Annotated in this window: 17 protein-coding genes; all 17 read left to right on the top strand. The window is 44.9% G+C overall.

Features of this window, described 5'->3' with window-relative positions; translation table 11 throughout:
- The first annotated feature begins 147 nt into the window (after nucleotides 1-147).
- A complete protein-coding gene (locus tag LIR34_RS01410) occupies nucleotides 148-1,170 on the top strand; it encodes a sulfate ABC transporter substrate-binding protein (RefSeq protein ID WP_173901731.1) in 1,023 nt (340 codons plus the stop codon).
- A gap of 18 nt (nucleotides 1,171-1,188) precedes the next feature.
- Nucleotides 1,189-2,025, top strand: coding sequence for a sulfate ABC transporter permease subunit CysT (gene cysT, locus LIR34_RS01405; RefSeq protein WP_161284460.1), 837 nt, complete (start codon nucleotides 1,189-1,191; stop codon nucleotides 2,023-2,025).
- A complete protein-coding gene (gene cysW / locus LIR34_RS01400) occupies nucleotides 2,025-2,852 on the top strand; it encodes a sulfate ABC transporter permease subunit CysW (protein WP_173901732.1) in 828 nt (275 codons plus the stop codon). Before cysT ends, cysW begins: the two co-directional genes overlap by 1 nt.
- Nucleotides 2,852-3,910 (top strand): sulfate/molybdate ABC transporter ATP-binding protein, encoded by a 1,059-nt coding sequence (locus LIR34_RS01395; protein ID WP_161284462.1) that lies wholly within the window; start codon nucleotides 2,852-2,854, stop codon nucleotides 3,908-3,910. The genes cysW and LIR34_RS01395 overlap by 1 nt, the downstream gene beginning before the upstream one ends.
- Nucleotides 3,911-3,970: 60 nt before the next feature.
- Entirely contained in the window at nucleotides 3,971-4,402 is a 432-nt protein-coding gene (locus LIR34_RS01390) for an RrF2 family transcriptional regulator (protein ID WP_161284463.1), read from the top strand.
- Nucleotides 4,403-4,607: 205 nt separating this feature from the next.
- Complete coding sequence (locus tag LIR34_RS01385) at nucleotides 4,608-5,843, top strand: O-acetylhomoserine aminocarboxypropyltransferase/cysteine synthase family protein (RefSeq protein ID WP_173901733.1); 1,236 nt, start codon at nucleotides 4,608-4,610, stop codon at nucleotides 5,841-5,843.
- 1 nt (nucleotide 5,844) lies between these two features.
- A complete protein-coding gene (locus LIR34_RS01380) occupies nucleotides 5,845-6,708 on the top strand; it encodes a 4Fe-4S binding protein (RefSeq protein ID WP_173901734.1) in 864 nt (287 codons plus the stop codon).
- The gene (locus LIR34_RS01375) at nucleotides 6,701-6,949 is read left to right on the top strand and encodes a sulfurtransferase TusA family protein (RefSeq protein WP_173901735.1); all 249 of its coding nucleotides are present in this window, start codon (nucleotides 6,701-6,703) and stop codon (nucleotides 6,947-6,949) included. The genes LIR34_RS01380 and LIR34_RS01375 overlap by 8 nt, the downstream gene beginning before the upstream one ends.
- Nucleotide 6,950: 1 nt before the next feature.
- Nucleotides 6,951-7,268 carry a thioredoxin family protein gene (locus tag LIR34_RS01370; protein ID WP_173901736.1) on the top strand — a complete coding sequence of 106 codons (318 nt, stop codon included), beginning with the start codon at nucleotides 6,951-6,953 and terminating at the stop codon, nucleotides 7,266-7,268.
- 46 nt (nucleotides 7,269-7,314) lie between these two features.
- Nucleotides 7,315-7,524, top strand: a complete 210-nt coding sequence (gene thiS / locus LIR34_RS01365; RefSeq protein ID WP_173901737.1) for a sulfur carrier protein ThiS — start codon at nucleotides 7,315-7,317, stop codon at nucleotides 7,522-7,524.
- Nucleotides 7,524-8,330, top strand: coding sequence for a thiazole biosynthesis adenylyltransferase ThiF (gene thiF / locus LIR34_RS01360; protein WP_173901738.1), 807 nt, complete (start codon nucleotides 7,524-7,526; stop codon nucleotides 8,328-8,330). Before thiS ends, thiF begins: the two co-directional genes overlap by 1 nt.
- 440 nt (nucleotides 8,331-8,770) lie before the next feature.
- The gene (locus LIR34_RS01355) at nucleotides 8,771-9,190 is read left to right on the top strand and encodes a M67 family metallopeptidase (protein WP_173901739.1); all 420 of its coding nucleotides are present in this window, start codon (nucleotides 8,771-8,773) and stop codon (nucleotides 9,188-9,190) included.
- 18 nt (nucleotides 9,191-9,208) lie between these two features.
- Nucleotides 9,209-10,903: an adenylyl-sulfate reductase subunit alpha gene (locus LIR34_RS01350; protein ID WP_173901740.1), complete on the top strand. Its 1,695-nt coding sequence runs from the start codon at nucleotides 9,209-9,211 to the stop codon at nucleotides 10,901-10,903.
- Nucleotides 10,884-11,195: a 4Fe-4S dicluster domain-containing protein gene (locus LIR34_RS01345; RefSeq protein WP_161284472.1), complete on the top strand. Its 312-nt coding sequence runs from the start codon at nucleotides 10,884-10,886 to the stop codon at nucleotides 11,193-11,195. Before LIR34_RS01350 ends, LIR34_RS01345 begins: the two co-directional genes overlap by 20 nt.
- A 15-nt stretch (nucleotides 11,196-11,210) precedes the next feature.
- Nucleotides 11,211-12,113, top strand: a complete 903-nt coding sequence (gene cysD / locus LIR34_RS01340) for a sulfate adenylyltransferase subunit CysD (protein WP_173901741.1) — start codon at nucleotides 11,211-11,213, stop codon at nucleotides 12,111-12,113.
- Nucleotides 12,114-13,805 carry a sulfate adenylyltransferase subunit 1 gene (locus LIR34_RS01335; RefSeq protein WP_173901742.1) on the top strand — a complete coding sequence of 564 codons (1,692 nt, stop codon included), beginning with the start codon at nucleotides 12,114-12,116 and terminating at the stop codon, nucleotides 13,803-13,805. It begins immediately after the preceding gene.
- A 475-nt stretch (nucleotides 13,806-14,280) separates the two neighbouring features.
- The coding region (locus LIR34_RS01330; RefSeq protein WP_330603581.1) for a hypothetical protein at nucleotides 14,281-14,573 on the top strand (293 nt) is incomplete at its 3' end.

Raw genomic sequence — 14,573 nt, 5'->3', positions numbered from 1 at the left:
AAGAATTGTCGGGAGGGAGAACTATAGGAAGAGGCTCTTTTTGTATCTTTAAAAGTACGAGAAAACGTTTTCTAAAAAACATATTTAAAAAGTATGTTTGTTGGTATATAATGCCATTAACACAGAACACAACAGGGAGTGACAGAGATGACGAAAAAGAAATTTGGAAAAAGCTGTCTGGCAGCAGTACTTGGTATCGCAGCATTCGCAGGTGTCTGTTCCTATGATGCGGGAGCCAGATCAGATCTTCATATTGTGAATGTTTCCTATGATCCGACGAGGGAATTGTATGAATCCTACAACAAAATTTTTCAGGAACACTGGAAAGAAAAAACAGGACAGGATGTAGATGTGATCCAGTCCCATGGTGGTTCCGGCAAGCAGGCTCTGGAAGTGATCAACGGCCTGCAGGCAGATGTGGTGACACTGGCACTGGAATATGATGTTGATGCGATCGAGAATGCAGGAATGATCGATGAAGGCTGGAAAGAGGAACTGCCGGATGATAGTGCTCCTTATACCTCTACAATTGTATTTCTGGTACGAAAAGGAAATCCCAAAGATATTCAGGACTGGGATGATCTTGTCAGAGATGATGTCGATGTGATCACACCGAACCCAAAGACCTCCGGAGGTGCAAGATGGAACTATCTGGCAGCCTGGGCTTATGCGGATGAGAAATATAATGGCCAGGAAGACAGGATGGAAGAATTCATAAAGAAGTTATATCAGAATGTACTGGTTCTGGATTCCGGCGCAAGAAGTGCAACTACTTCCTTTGTAGAGAATGGACAGGGAGATGTATTGATTGCCTGGGAAAACGAAGCTTTTCTTTCAGTGCAGGATGATCCGGATAAGTTTGAAATCATTAATCCAAGTATCAGCGTGCTGGCACAGCCGTCTGTGACGGTGGTCGATGAGGTGGCAGAGAACCGCGGTACGGCAGATATCTCAAAGGAATATCTGAGCTATCTGTATTCTGATGATGCGCAGAGGATCGCGGCAGATAACTATTATCGTCCGGTAGATCAGAAAATTCTGGAAGAATACAGTGATGTGTTTGATCTTACGATGGAGTTAAAAACAATCGATGATTTTGGCGGCTGGCAGGAAGTGCAGGAAAAGCATTTTGCAGACGGTGGAATCTTTGATCAGATTTACGGAAACTAGAAGACGAGGTGAGAGATTATGAAAAAAGGTAAAAAACGAGTGATCCCGGGATTTGGACTGACAATGGGTGTGACGATCACTATGCTCAGTATAGTGGTACTGATCCCACTGGCATCGCTTGTCGTGTATTCTTCACAGCTTGGTCTTGGGGAGTTTTTTGAAGTCATTACGAGAAAAAGAGTGCTTTCCAGCTTTTATGTCAGTTTTATTACCGCACTGGGTGCATCCCTTGTCAATGCCGTCATGGGACTGATCCTTGCCTGGGTGCTGGTGCGTTATGAATTTCCGGGCAAGCGGATCATGGATGGCATGATCGAACTTCCGTTTGCACTGCCGACGGCAGTTGCGGGTATTTCGCTGACTTCACTGACAGCAGATCAGGGGCTGATCGGAAGCTTTTTCGCGAAGTTCGGGATCAAAATTGCCTATACAAAACTGGGAATTACCTTTGCACTGATCTTTGTGGGAATTCCTTTTGTTGCAAGGGCAGTGCAGCCGGTTCTTGAAAAACTGGACGGTTCTTACGAGGAAGCTGCAAAAGTCATGGGAGCAAAACAGGGACTTATTTTTCGAAGAGTCATTCTTCCGGAACTCCTCCCGCCGCTTCTGACCGGTACAGGGCTGGCGTTCGGCCGATGCCTCGGAGAATATGGAAGCGTTGTATTTATTGCCGGAAACAGACCTTATGAGACAGAGATAACACCACTGATCATCATGTCAGAACTTCAGGAATTTGACTACAAAAGTGCAACCTCGATCGCGCTTGTCATGCTGCTTGTATCGTTTCTTATTCTGTTTCTGATGAATCTGATGCAGGCACGTAATTCAAAAAGACTGAGAGGAGGAAATGTCTGATGGAAAACAGGAGCGAATCACGAATCGTAAAATATCTTCTGATCGGAATCAGTGTCTTATTTCTTTTTGTGATGCTGGTACTTCCCTTATTTGTCGTTGTGACAGAAGCCTTAAAAAAAGGCTGGGAGGTCTATATAGAGGCAGTGACAGATTCCTACACGATCGCTGCACTGATGCTCACCTTAAAAGCAACGGTGATCGCAGTTCTGTGCAATACAATCCTCGGTCTGTGTGCCGCGTGGGCAGTCACAAGGTTTCAGTTCAAAGGGAAAAAACTGCTCACGACTCTGATCGATGTCCCGGTCACGGTGTCACCGATCATTGCAGGTCTTATTTATCTTCTGATCTTTGGAAAGCAGAGTATTCTCTATCCTTATCTGCAAAAAGCGGATATTCAGATTGTTTTTGCAGTTCCGGGAATTGTTCTTGCCACCATATTTGTTACTTTTCCGTTTGTTTTTCGGGAACTTCTTCCAGTACTGGAAGCAATCGGAACGGATGAGGAAGAGGCAGCTGCACTGATGGGTGCAAAAGGATGGACAATTTTTTCAAAAATCACTTTTCCACATATCAGATGGGCTCTTCTGTACGGGATCGTATTATGTACAGCCAGAGCCATGGGGGAATTCGGAGCAGTATCGGTTTTGTCAGGACATCTCCGGGGGCTGACCAATACACTGCCGCTTCATGTGGAGGTTTTGTTTAATGAATTTCAGTATGTGCCGGCATTTGCGGTATCTTCGATCCTGGTGATCATGGCAGTGATTCTTCTGATCATTCGAAGCGTAATGGAGCACAGAGGCAAAAAAGAGGAGGGCAAAGCCTGATGTACGTTGAATTAAAGGATATTAACAAAACTTTTGGAGATTATAAAGCGTCTGACCATGTTTCCTTTGGAATCGAGAAGGGGAAACTGATCGGACTTCTGGGACCGAGCGGAAGTGGTAAGACAACAATCCTGCGCATGATCGCGGGACTGGAGCAGCCGGACAGCGGGGAGATCATTATTGACGGTAAGGTTGTCAACAATATTCCTGCCAGTGAGAGAGGTATTGGATTTGTATTTCAAAGCTATGCTCTGTTCCGCTATATGACAGTATATGATAACATTGCCTTTGGGCTGAAGGTGCAGAAAGCGGATAAAAAATATATCAAAAGCAGAGTCATGGAGCTGATCGAACTGATCGGGCTTAGAGGACTGGAAAAAAGATATCCGAGTCAGCTCTCCGGCGGACAGAGACAGAGGGTTGCTTTTGCAAGGGCGCTGGCACCGAATCCACAGCTCCTTCTTCTGGATGAGCCGTTTGCAGCGATCGATGCCAAGATCCGGCAGGAACTGCGTACCTGGCTCAAGGACATGATCGAAAAACTGGGGATCACCAGTATCTTTGTGACGCATGACCAGGATGAGGCAATTGAAGTGGCAGACGAGATTATCATTACAAACAAGGGACATATTGAGCAGAAGGGAAGTCCGGTCGAAGTATACCAGAGTCCGGAAACTGCATTCAGTGCCTCTTTCTTTGGACAGGCAGCCATTGTAAAAGATTATCAGAAGTTCCGGTATTTTGAAAATATTCCGGGAGCAGATTATGCGATCGTTCGTCCGGAGTTTGTCAAGGTGACCCGGAAGAATGAGGTGCAGAAATACAAGAGTTCCGCTTCAGAGGCAGAAGTCGAGAGAGTGGCATTTCGCGGCAGTTATTTTGAACTGGGTCTGAAAGTGGGAGATATCACCTTAAGCGCCAAAAGAGGCCTGGATGAGCCTCTGGTACACCAGGGAGAAAAGGTGGATGTGTTTGTACAGAGGCTTTTTGCCATCAAAGAAAACAAGGTTTATGCACTGGAGAACAGTTCTATAAGAGAAGATTATCTGGTAATCTGACAGGATAGTGCTTGAAATCCCTATAACCTTGTAGTATAATAGGTATATGGAGGGATTTACATGAAAATTTCAACAAGAGGACGCTATGCGATTCGAGTTCTTCTGGATCTTGCAGAGCATAACACAGGGGAATATATTCCATTAATGGACATTGCAAAGAGACAGGAAATTTCAGAGAAATATCTGGAATCTATTGTTTCCGTATTAAGTAAACAGAAATTTGTCAAGGCACTCAGAGGTAAGGGCGGGGGGTATCGTCTTGCCAAGGCACCTTCTGAGTACACGATTGGAAGCATCTTAAGGATCACGGAGGGTTCCATGGCACCGGTTGCCTGTCTGGATGACCATCCGAACCAGTGTGAGCGAGCTTCTTCCTGCAGGACACTTCAGATGTGGGAGGGATTTTATAAGCTGATCAATGAATATTTCGACGGGATCACACTGGAGGATCTTATGGAACAGAATGACGACATGGGAGATTATGTGATCTGACAGTTTGTTGCGGGGAATCCTTGTGACACTTCCGAAGAATGAGGCGGCAGAACATATCAAAGCAGAAAAAGATGTGTTCTGCTGCCTTTTCTATGATAAAAAATGGAAAAAAATAGAAAAAACCTATAAACCCTATTGACATGGTATGTTTATAGGTATATAGTAATACCATCAAAACAGCCAAACAAAACAAAGGAGCACAGGAATGAAAGAATACGGTTTTAATACAACTTTGCTTCATGGGAGCGAGGACAGTAATCCTCACGGCGCGACACAGGTACCGATCTACCAGTCCAGTGCATTCCGTCATGATACGGCAGAGGAATTGGAGAAGATTTTTGCCAATAAATGTGCAGGATATTCTTACACAAGAATCAATAATCCTACGATCGAATCTTTTGAGAAGCGGATGACGAAACTGGAAGGTGGAATTGGAAGCGTGGCGTGTTCCTCCGGAATGGCAGCACTGTCCATGGCAATGATGAACATTCTTAAAAATGGTGATCATGTCGTGGCGGCAGCAGGACTTTACGGTGGGACGGTAGAGCTTCTGGATGAGCTTAAGGCATATGGGATTACGACCTCCTATGTACAGGAGAATACCCCGGAGGCTTTTGAAGCAGCAATAAGACCTGAGACCAGAGTTGTTTTTGCAGAGACGATCGGTAATCCAAAGCTGGATGTCACAGACATTGAGGGAGTGGCAGCGATCGCACATAAGAGAGGACTTCCGTTTCTGGTAGACAATACGGTCGCAACACCGTATCTCATTAATCCACTGAAGCTTGGAGCAGATGTTGTGATTCATTCCTCATCCAAATACATAAATGGAAGCAGTGATGCGATCAGTGGTATCCTGGTAAGCGGAGGCAAGTTTCGGTGGGAACCGGAGAAATTTCCGGGAATGGCAGAGTTTAAGAAATTTGGTCCATTTGCCTATCTTGCAAAGCTGCGAAATGGACTGTTTCGAAGCATGGGAGCCTGTCTTGCACCGCAGAATGCTTTTCTCAATAACCTGGGACTTGAAACCCTGGGACTTCGAATGCAGCGTCATTGCAGCAATGCCATGGAACTGGCAGAGTTCCTTCAGGGACTGGGACATGAAATCACGGTTTCCTATCCGGGTCTTAAGGAACATCCTTATCATGAAATTGCGGCGAAACAGTTTCACGGTGGATTTGGAGCGATCATAACCTTAAGAACAGGAAGTAAGGAAAGAGCTTTTCATATTTTAAATGAATTGAAACTTCCCTGGCTGGTATCCAACATCGGAGATACCAAGACGCTGGTGATTCATCCGTCAAGCACTATTACGGCACACCTTTCCGATGAAGAAAAAGAACTTTCCGGTGTGTACGACGATATGATCCGGATCAGCGTGGGAATTGAAGATATAGAAGACCTGAAAGAAGATTTCAGACGAGTGATAGAAGGAGAATAAGATGGCGAAAGTAGATTATGCAACATTAAAAAAAGGCGGTTTTATGCGTCAGAAACAGAAGAATAATTTTTCGCTGCGTCTTGCCTGTGTCGGCGGAACACTGACAGCGGAAAATCTCAGGAAGATCGCAGAGGTTGCAGAGAAATTCGGAGATGGATACGTACATCTCACTTCCAGACAGGGAGTTGAGATCCCGTTTATCAAATTAAATGATATTGATGATGTAACAGCAGACCTTGCCACAGGCGGCTGCAAACCGGGTGTCTGCGGACCGAGAGTACGAACAGTAACTGCCTGCCAGGGCAATGCGGTCTGTCCGAGTGGAAACATCAACAGCTATGATATCGCAGTGAAATTAAACGACAGATATTTCGGAAGGGAGCTTCCGCATAAATTCAAGTTCGGTGTGACAGGATGCCAGAATAACTGCCTCAAAGCAGAAGAGAATGACGTAGGAATCAAAGGGGCAGCACAGATTTCATGGAAAGAAGATTCCTGTATCCACTGTGGTGTCTGTGAAAAAGCCTGTCGAGAGGAAGCAATTTCCTTTAAGGACGACAAACTTGTGATCGATACCGACAAATGCAACTACTGCGGACGCTGTGCAAAATCCTGTCCGGTAGATGCCTGGAATGTGGAGGAAGCATATCTTGTATCTTTTGGAGGTACCTTCGGAAATCATATCAGTAAGGGACAGGAATTACTTCCGCTGATCACTTCAGAAGAACAGCTTTTCCGTGTGACAGACGCAGCAATCCAGTTCTTTGCAGATCATGCAAAAGCAGGTGAGCGTTTCAAGTTCACCATTGACCGGGTTGGAGAAGATAAACTGTACGAAGTACTGAAAGGAGCTTATGATGGCTGATTATAAAATCGATGATACCATAGATATTACAGATGTTGTGTGCCCGGTAACCTTTGTTAAGGCAAAGGTTGCACTGGAGGAGCTTGATGACGGACAGATCCTTGCAGTCCGCATGAACAACGGCGAGCCGGTGCAGAATGTACCGAGAAGTATAAAGGAAGAGGGACACCAGATTCTGAAGCTTAACGACAATGGGGATGATACCTTTACCCTGATCGTCCGGAAAGTGGAGGACGAATGATATGGCACTGAGAATCAACGCAGAGAATTTTGAAGAAAAGGTATTAAAGGCAGATAAGCCGGTTCTCGTTGACTTTTATTCGGATACCTGTATCCCATGCAAACAGATGGCAGGTGTTCTCGGAGATATCGAGGATGAGAATGAAGATGATATTTATACTTACAAAGTCAATGTAAATTACGATAAGGCACTGGCAGAAGAATTCAAGGTCATGTCCGTGCCGACGGTTATCTGTTTTGTAAACGGAGAGCAGAAAGGCAAGGTAGTCGGACTGAAGGAGCCGGAGGAAATCGAAGCCTTGTTTGAAGAATTTGTCTGATTATTTACATGTACAAGATAAAATTTGATTATTAAGGAGAAAAGAAATGATCATCAAAGTAGCAGGAGAGAAAAAAGAATATCCGGAAGGACTTACAGTTAAAGAATTGATTGAAAAGGAAGATGTGGAAACTCCACAGTATGTTACAGTAACGATCAATGATGAATTTGTGGAAAGCGGAGCTTTCGATTCCACAGAAGTCAAAGACGGCGATGAAATCGAGTTTCTGTATTTCATGGGAGGAGGAGCAAGATAATGTCATTTACAAACGAACAGCTGGAGCGTTATTCCCGCCACATCATCCTCAAAGAGGTTGGTGCCAAGGGCCAGAAGAAACTTCTCAATGCAAAAGTGCTGATCATCGGTGCAGGCGGACTTGGTGCTCCGGTGGCTATGTATCTTGCAGCAGCAGGTGTCGGAACCATCGGAATTGCAGATGCGGATGAGGTTGATCTTTCCAATCTTCAGAGACAGGTCATCCATACAACTGCTGATCTTGGCAAAGCTAAAGTCAAATCAGCAAAGGAAACCATGCAGGCGATCAATCCGGATGTCAAGGTTAATACTTATCGTAAATTCATCACATCCGAAAACATCATGGATATCATTAAGGATTATGACTTTATCATCGACGGAACAGATAATTTCCCGGCAAAATTTCTAATCAATGATGCCTGTGTTATGGCAGGAAAACCGTTTTGTCATGCGGGGATCATTCGTTTCAAAGGACAGCTGATGACTTATGTTCCGGGAGAGGGACCGTGTTACAGATGTGTATTCAAGGATCCGCCGCCGAAGGATGCTGTACCGACCTGTAAGCAGGCAGGAGTCATCGGAGCCATGGCAGGAGTTATTGGAAGTCTTCAGGCGATGGAAGCTATCAAGTACATTATCGGAAAAGGTGATCTTCTTACGGGAAGGCTTCTCACCTATGATGCTCTGACTATGACTTTCCGTACGGTGAAGCTTCCAAAGAATCATGAATGTCCGGTATGCGGTGACCACCCGACGATCACCAAACTGATTGATTACGAGCAGGCAGAATGCGATATGCATATATAATATGAATTATAGATTGTAGGTTATAGCATTACGTGTGCGAGATCAAATATTTCATCGAAGATACGCTCTCGCTGCCTTCGACTGGCAGCGGATACTAAGGGAGCAAAAACACTCCCTAAGTACCGGCCGTCTCAGAGCATCTTCTCTCGAAATATTTATCCGCACACTGTGGATATGCAGAGATAACAATTGCACTAAAAGTTATATTACAATGTTTCGGGAGCGGAGTCCAGTAGCCCACGCGACCTTTTACGACGAACATATTTTCAATGCACAGTGTATGAATAAACAGATTCATAAGGGGATGATCTGAGACGGCCGGTACTTAGTGACCGTGTTGTGGTCACTTAGCACCGTTGCCAGTCGAAGTCAGCGAGAGCGTGTCCCCGTTTGAACTGTTTATTCACACACGTCAGAGAAGAATATCGAGGAGCCCTCTTATGAAATTATATTTAAAAAAATCACACTACAACACCATCCTGACGCATTGCATCACCGGTCTTCCAAACGAATCCTGCGGCCTCCTTGCAGGAAAGAAAGAAGACGAGGAGATCACCGTCACGAAGGTTTATCTCCTTACAAACATCGATGCCAGCAGAGAACATTTTTCCATGGATCCCAAAGAACAGCTTGCGGCACTTAAAGATGCCAGGGCAAATGGAGACAAGATCATCGGAAACTTTCATTCCCATCCGGAGTCTCCTTCTCGCCCATCCGAAGAAGACAAGCGGCTGGCATTTGACCCGACGATTGAATATCTGATCCTCTCCCTTATGGAAGAGGGAAATCCAGTGCTCAAGGCATTCGGGATTGACAAAGAAAAGAATGTCACGATCCACGAGATCGAGATTACAGAATAAAGTCAGGAAGAAAAAACTATGAGCAAACCCTTACAGGTAAAACACATACATACAGATGTCCTGATTATAGGCGGCGGCACCGCAGGCTGCTATGCCGCGCTTACCATCAGCAGAAATTCTGACGCTTTCGTTCTTGTCGCAGAAAAAGCAAACATCAAACGAAGCGGCTGCCTCGCAGCAGGTGTCAATGCGATCAACGCCTATATTGTAAAAGGCCGCAAGCCACAGGATTATGTAGATTACGCAACCAAAGATGCGGCAGGAATTGTCAGAAACGACCTCCTTCTGACTGCCGCAGAAGAATTTAATGAAGTAACGGCAGATATGGAAAAGCTTGGACTTGTGATTCTCAAGGATGAAAATGGGGATTACGTGGCAAGAGGAAACCGTAACATTAAGATCAATGGCGAGAACTTCAAGCCACTCCTCGCAGATGCCGTATATAAGAGTGAAAATGTAGACGTTCTGAATTATGTGAATATCACAGATCTTCTCACAGAAAACGGAAAAGTTTACGGAGCGGTCGGTTTTTCCATCATGGAAGAAACCGTCTATGTGATCCATGCAAAAGCAGTCCTGATCGCAACAGGCGGGGCTGCCGGTCTCTACAAACCAAACAACCCGGGATTTTCCAGACATAAGATGTGGTATCCGCCATTCAATACAGGAGCCGGATTTGCAATGGGAATCCGTTCCGGTGCAGAGATGACAACCTTTGAGATGCGTTTTATTGCACTCCGATGTAAGGACACCATAGCTCCGACAGGAACCATCGCACAGGGCGTGCAGGCAAAACAGGTGAATGCAAAGGGCGAAGTCTATGAACATATTTACGGACTGACTACCAGCCAGAGAGTTTATGGAACAGTCAGAGAAAATCAGCTTGGTCATGGTCCGTGTTACCTTAAAACTTCTGGCATCACAGCTGAACAGGATCAGGATCTTCTCAAAGCCTATCTTAACATGGCACCGAGTCAGACCCTTAAATGGATCGAGAGCGGCAAGATGCCGAGCGAACAGGACGTAGAGATCCAGGGAACAGAGCCGTACATCGTAGGCGGTCACACAGCCAGCGGATTCTGGGTAGATACCCGAAGAGAGACTACCATCCACGGACTGTATGCAGCCGGGGATGTGGCAGGGGGATGTCCTCAGAAATATGTTACCGGTGCTCTGGCAGAGGGCAAGATCGCCTCTCTTGCGATCATCGAACAGTTAAAAGAAAAGCATAGCGAAGAAACATCTGAGGTCGAAAAACAGGCACAGACGATCATTGAAGATTACGAAAAGCTCCGCAACGCACAGAATGGTCGTTTCACGATCGAGGAGCTGGAAGAAGCCATGCAGAAAGTCATGGACGAATATGCAGGCGGAATTGCCGTTAATTATCAGTTCAATGAAAAGCAGTTAAATCTTGCAAAAGAAAAGATCGCACGCTTAAGTGAACTGGCCGATAAGGTCGGTGCAGAAGATATGCATGAACTTCTTTTTGCATACGAATTAAAAGAAAGACTTCTTGTCTGTCAGGTGCTGATCGAACATCTTAAAAGCCGAAAAGAAACCAGATGGCATTCGTTTAATGAAAATCTGGATCATCCGGAAACGGACCAGAAATTTGAAAAATATGTAAATTCCAGAATGGAAGACGGCAAGATCCACATTCTGTTCAGGGATCTGGTAAAGGGGGATACTTATGAGCATACGAATTCGTGAGGACCGATGCGTCGGCTGCGGTAAATGTCAGGAAGTATGTCCTGGTACCCTGATTCAGATCACAGATAAAAAAGCAATCATGAAATATCCAAAAAACTGCTGGGGCTGTGTTTCCTGTGTAAAGGAATGTAAAGCAGGAGCCATTGAATTTTATCTTGGCGCAGACATCGGCGGCATGGGCGGAACCATGAACGTCACGCAGAAAGGCGATCTTCTTAACTGGAACATCACCAGATCTGACGGCAGTGAGCTGGTCATCAGCGTTGACCGGCGAAATTCCAATAAATATTAGTACAGGAGAAGAACTATGAGCGGATTATCACATTTAGATGAACTCGAAGCAGAAGCAATATATATTATCCGGGAAGTGGCTGCAGAATGCGAAAAACCTGTTATGCTTTATTCCATCGGAAAAGACAGCTCAGTGATGCTTCATCTCGCACTGAAGGCCTTTTATCCGGAAAAACCATCTTTCCCGTTTCTACATGTAAACACAACCTGGAAATTTCGCGAAATGATCGAGTTTCGTGACAAGACAGCCAGAGAACTTGGAATCGAAATGCTGGAATATATCAATGAGGACGGTGTGAGACAGGGAATCAATCCTTTTGACAATGGATCCGCTTATACTGATATCATGAAGACACAGGCTCTCAAGCAGGCACTCAACAAATACGGATTTACTGCAGCCTTTGGAGGCGGCCGCCGTGATGAAGAAAAGAGTCGTGCCAAAGAGAGAATCTTTTCTTTCCGTAATGAAAACCATGCCTGGGATCCGAAGAACCAGAGACCGGAGATGTGGAAACTTTACAATACAGAGATTAACAAAGGCGAGAGCATCCGTGTCTTTCCAATCTCCAACTGGACAGAAAAAGACATCTGGCAGTACATACAAAGAGAAAATATTCCGATCGTACCTCTTTACTTTGCAAAAGAGCGTCCGGTGGTATACCGTGACGGAAACATCATCATGGTGGATGATGACCGTATGCGGCTGAAACCCGGCGAGAAACCGGAAATGAAAAAAGTCCGTTTCCGTACACTGGGCTGTTATCCGCTGACCGGAGGCATTCTTTCCGATGCAGATACTCTCGATGCGATCATTGACGAGACATTGAGTTCTGTGGAATCTGAGAGAACCAGCAGGATCATTGATTCTGACGGCGGTGCAGCCAGCATGGAAAAGAGAAAGAGAGAGGGGTATTTCTAGATGAGTGGTTTACTGAAATTTATTACCTGCGGCAGTGTAGATGATGGAAAATCCACACTGATCGGACATATACTTTACGATTCCAAGCTGCTTTATGCAGACCAGGAAAAAGCTCTGATCCTCGATAGTAAGGTGGGATCCAGAGGCGGTGCGATCGACTATTCTCTACTTCTGGATGGTCTGATGGCAGAGAGAGAACAGGGCATCACCATTGATGTTGCCTATCGTTATTTTACAACGGACAAGAGAAGCTTCATTGTTGCAGATACACCGGGACACGAGGAATATACAAGAAATATGGCTGTCGGTGCTTCTTTTGCACAGCTTGCGATCATCCTTGTCGACGCAAAACAGGGCGTTCTGGTACAGACAAGACGTCACAGCCGTATCTGTGCCCTGATGGGAATCCATCACTTTGTATTTGCAGTCAATAAGATGGATCTTGTGGGTTACAGTGAAGAAAGATTCAATGAGATCGTCAAAGATATCAATGAACTTTCCGAAAGCCTTGGCCTTCAGGATGTAGTGATCATTCCGGTCAGTGCGACAGAAGGTGACAACGTGACTGTAAGATCCGAAAATATGCCATGGTATACAGGAAAAGTACTTCTCAATCATCTGGAAACCGTAGATGTGACAGAGACAGAAAGCGAAGCAGGATTCTATATGCCGGTACAGAGAGTCTGCCGTCCGAACCATGAATTCCGTGGTTTCCAGGGTCAGATTGAAAGTGGAAAGATCAAAGTCGGACAGACGATCACCACACTTCCAAGCAATGAAACTGCAACTGTGAAATCTCTTCTGAACGGAAGCACTTCTGTAGAAGAAGCTGTGACAGGACAGGCAGTTACCATCCAGCTTGACAAAGAAGTGGATGTCAGCCGGGGATGTGTCCTCACTGATCAGGCACAGCTCTCCGTAGCAAAAAGCTTCACGGCCACACTGCTCTGGATGGATGACAGCAGACTGACTCTTGGAAAAGAATACCTTGTAAAACTCGGAACAAAGAAAATCCCCGGATTTATCCGCAGTATTAAATATAAGATCGATGTCAATACAGGAGAGCATATCAAGGCAGATTTTATTGAGAAAAATGAGATCGCACTGTGCGAGATCGAGCTGGCAGAGAAGATTGTCCTTGATGAATTTAAGAAACACAAAACTCTTGGAGAGATGATCCTGATCGACCGTGTAAGTCATATGACTTCCGCCTGCGGTGTGCTTAAGACTGTAAAAAGTGATGGAGAAAAACCGTATTTCCAGAAAGATGACATCAAAGTCGGTGGATATGTATTTGAAGAATTCTACTTCAACCTTGAAAATGCGATGATGTCCAAAGCCGGTTCCGACAAGAAAACCTATCATGTCGGTGATGCAGTGCCGGTTGCCGGAGACAGCTTCAAATATCCGGAATACTTTGACATTCTTTCTGTTGACGATGGGGCAGCAGTCCTGATCCGTGACGGTAAGGTGGAGGATATCCAGAAGATCGAGGATTATTGTTATATGGGACTTCCTGTCATTGATGAGAGAGGAATGGCACTGCTTATTAAGAGCAGAGCAGATCTTGAAAAATTCCTTACGGAATCGGAAGAGGCTTCTGCTGAAGAACGCTCCGAACTCCACAATAAATGGTCCAGATTTGAAACCTACAGAAAAGTTGTCTGCACGGATAATTTCTGGGTGATTTAGGGTACTGCCCTGAAACCCTTCGACTTTTGAAAAATAAGAAAATCCTGCGAGGGGAGGGCACTCAAAGTTGCGAAGGCCGTTCTCCCCTCGCGCTCCCCACCGGGCCACGCAAAATGCTGTTTCGCCAGAGCGAGAAGTGTGAAGTAAGAAAACTTATAAATTAAGAGTTAGATAAAAAAGAAGTTGGTTAGATGTTGGGTCTGGTCAGCTTCTTTTTGTTGTGGTGGGAAGATAGTGAGAGTGTTTGGTGATTGGCGTTAGTTCGGATTAAAAAACTGCCCAAATTGGACTTGCTATATGAATGTAAATATTGTATGGTATAAAATGTAAACGGTAATCTAAATTTTCTAATAAGCAATTTTTCAGGCAATATCTGCCATTGATTCCAAAGATAAAAATACATGAATTCAAAGAGATTAAGTGTTTGATAAAACTCGTCAGAATGTTATAATGTAGGTACAAAAAGGAGTGTTATATGAATAATACGATTTTTGATGATGTATTCCGTACAATGATCGAGAAGATGCTATATCTGGCCGTGCCATTGATTAATGAGGTGTTTCATACATCATACCCGGAAGATGTGAAGATTGCGGACTACATTTTTCGTAAAGAAGAGGATGTCCGGAAAGGAATAGGTGATATTATGGGAGGTAAAGTTCTGGAACTGGAATCTGAAAGACTTAAAGCAGAAGGCATGATTGCTGGTGCAAGTGACATGCTCCCACCACTTAAATCTCTGATTTTGAAGTGGGGGCTTCTTGCTCA

This window comes from Blautia sp. MSK17_66 (genome assembly GCF_020538025.1).
Taxonomy (GTDB): Bacteria; Bacillota; Clostridia; order Lachnospirales; family Lachnospiraceae; genus Blautia_A.
The sequence above is the reverse complement of the archived record's forward strand: the minus strand, read 5'-3'. Positions and strand labels throughout refer to the sequence as shown.

What these genes read in the sequence shown, in the direction of transcription:
- LIR34_RS01350 (WP_173901740.1), top strand. Translation starts at nt 9,209, where the DNA reads ATGAGCAAACCCTTACAGGTAAAACACATACATACAGATGTCCTGATT.
- thiF (WP_173901738.1), top strand. Translation starts at nt 7,524, where the DNA reads ATGTCATTTACAAACGAACAGCTGGAGCGTTATTCCCGCCACATCATC.
- thiS (WP_173901737.1), top strand. Translation starts at nt 7,315, where the DNA reads ATGATCATCAAAGTAGCAGGAGAGAAAAAAGAATATCCGGAAGGACTT.
- LIR34_RS01375 (WP_173901735.1), top strand. Translation starts at nt 6,701, where the DNA reads ATGGCTGATTATAAAATCGATGATACCATAGATATTACAGATGTTGTG.
- LIR34_RS01410 (WP_173901731.1), top strand. Translation starts at nt 148, where the DNA reads ATGACGAAAAAGAAATTTGGAAAAAGCTGTCTGGCAGCAGTACTTGGT.
- LIR34_RS01395 (WP_161284462.1), top strand. Translation starts at nt 2,852, where the DNA reads ATGTACGTTGAATTAAAGGATATTAACAAAACTTTTGGAGATTATAAA.
- cysW (WP_173901732.1), top strand. Translation starts at nt 2,025, where the DNA reads ATGGAAAACAGGAGCGAATCACGAATCGTAAAATATCTTCTGATCGGA.
- cysT (WP_161284460.1), top strand. Translation starts at nt 1,189, where the DNA reads ATGAAAAAAGGTAAAAAACGAGTGATCCCGGGATTTGGACTGACAATG.
- LIR34_RS01335 (WP_173901742.1), top strand. Translation starts at nt 12,114, where the DNA reads ATGAGTGGTTTACTGAAATTTATTACCTGCGGCAGTGTAGATGATGGA.
- LIR34_RS01345 (WP_161284472.1), top strand. Translation starts at nt 10,884, where the DNA reads ATGAGCATACGAATTCGTGAGGACCGATGCGTCGGCTGCGGTAAATGT.
- LIR34_RS01390 (WP_161284463.1), top strand. Translation starts at nt 3,971, where the DNA reads ATGAAAATTTCAACAAGAGGACGCTATGCGATTCGAGTTCTTCTGGAT.
- LIR34_RS01355 (WP_173901739.1), top strand. Translation starts at nt 8,771, where the DNA reads ATGAAATTATATTTAAAAAAATCACACTACAACACCATCCTGACGCAT.
- LIR34_RS01380 (WP_173901734.1), top strand. Translation starts at nt 5,845, where the DNA reads ATGGCGAAAGTAGATTATGCAACATTAAAAAAAGGCGGTTTTATGCGT.
- LIR34_RS01370 (WP_173901736.1), top strand. Translation starts at nt 6,951, where the DNA reads ATGGCACTGAGAATCAACGCAGAGAATTTTGAAGAAAAGGTATTAAAG.
- LIR34_RS01385 (WP_173901733.1), top strand. Translation starts at nt 4,608, where the DNA reads ATGAAAGAATACGGTTTTAATACAACTTTGCTTCATGGGAGCGAGGAC.
- cysD (WP_173901741.1), top strand. Translation starts at nt 11,211, where the DNA reads ATGAGCGGATTATCACATTTAGATGAACTCGAAGCAGAAGCAATATAT.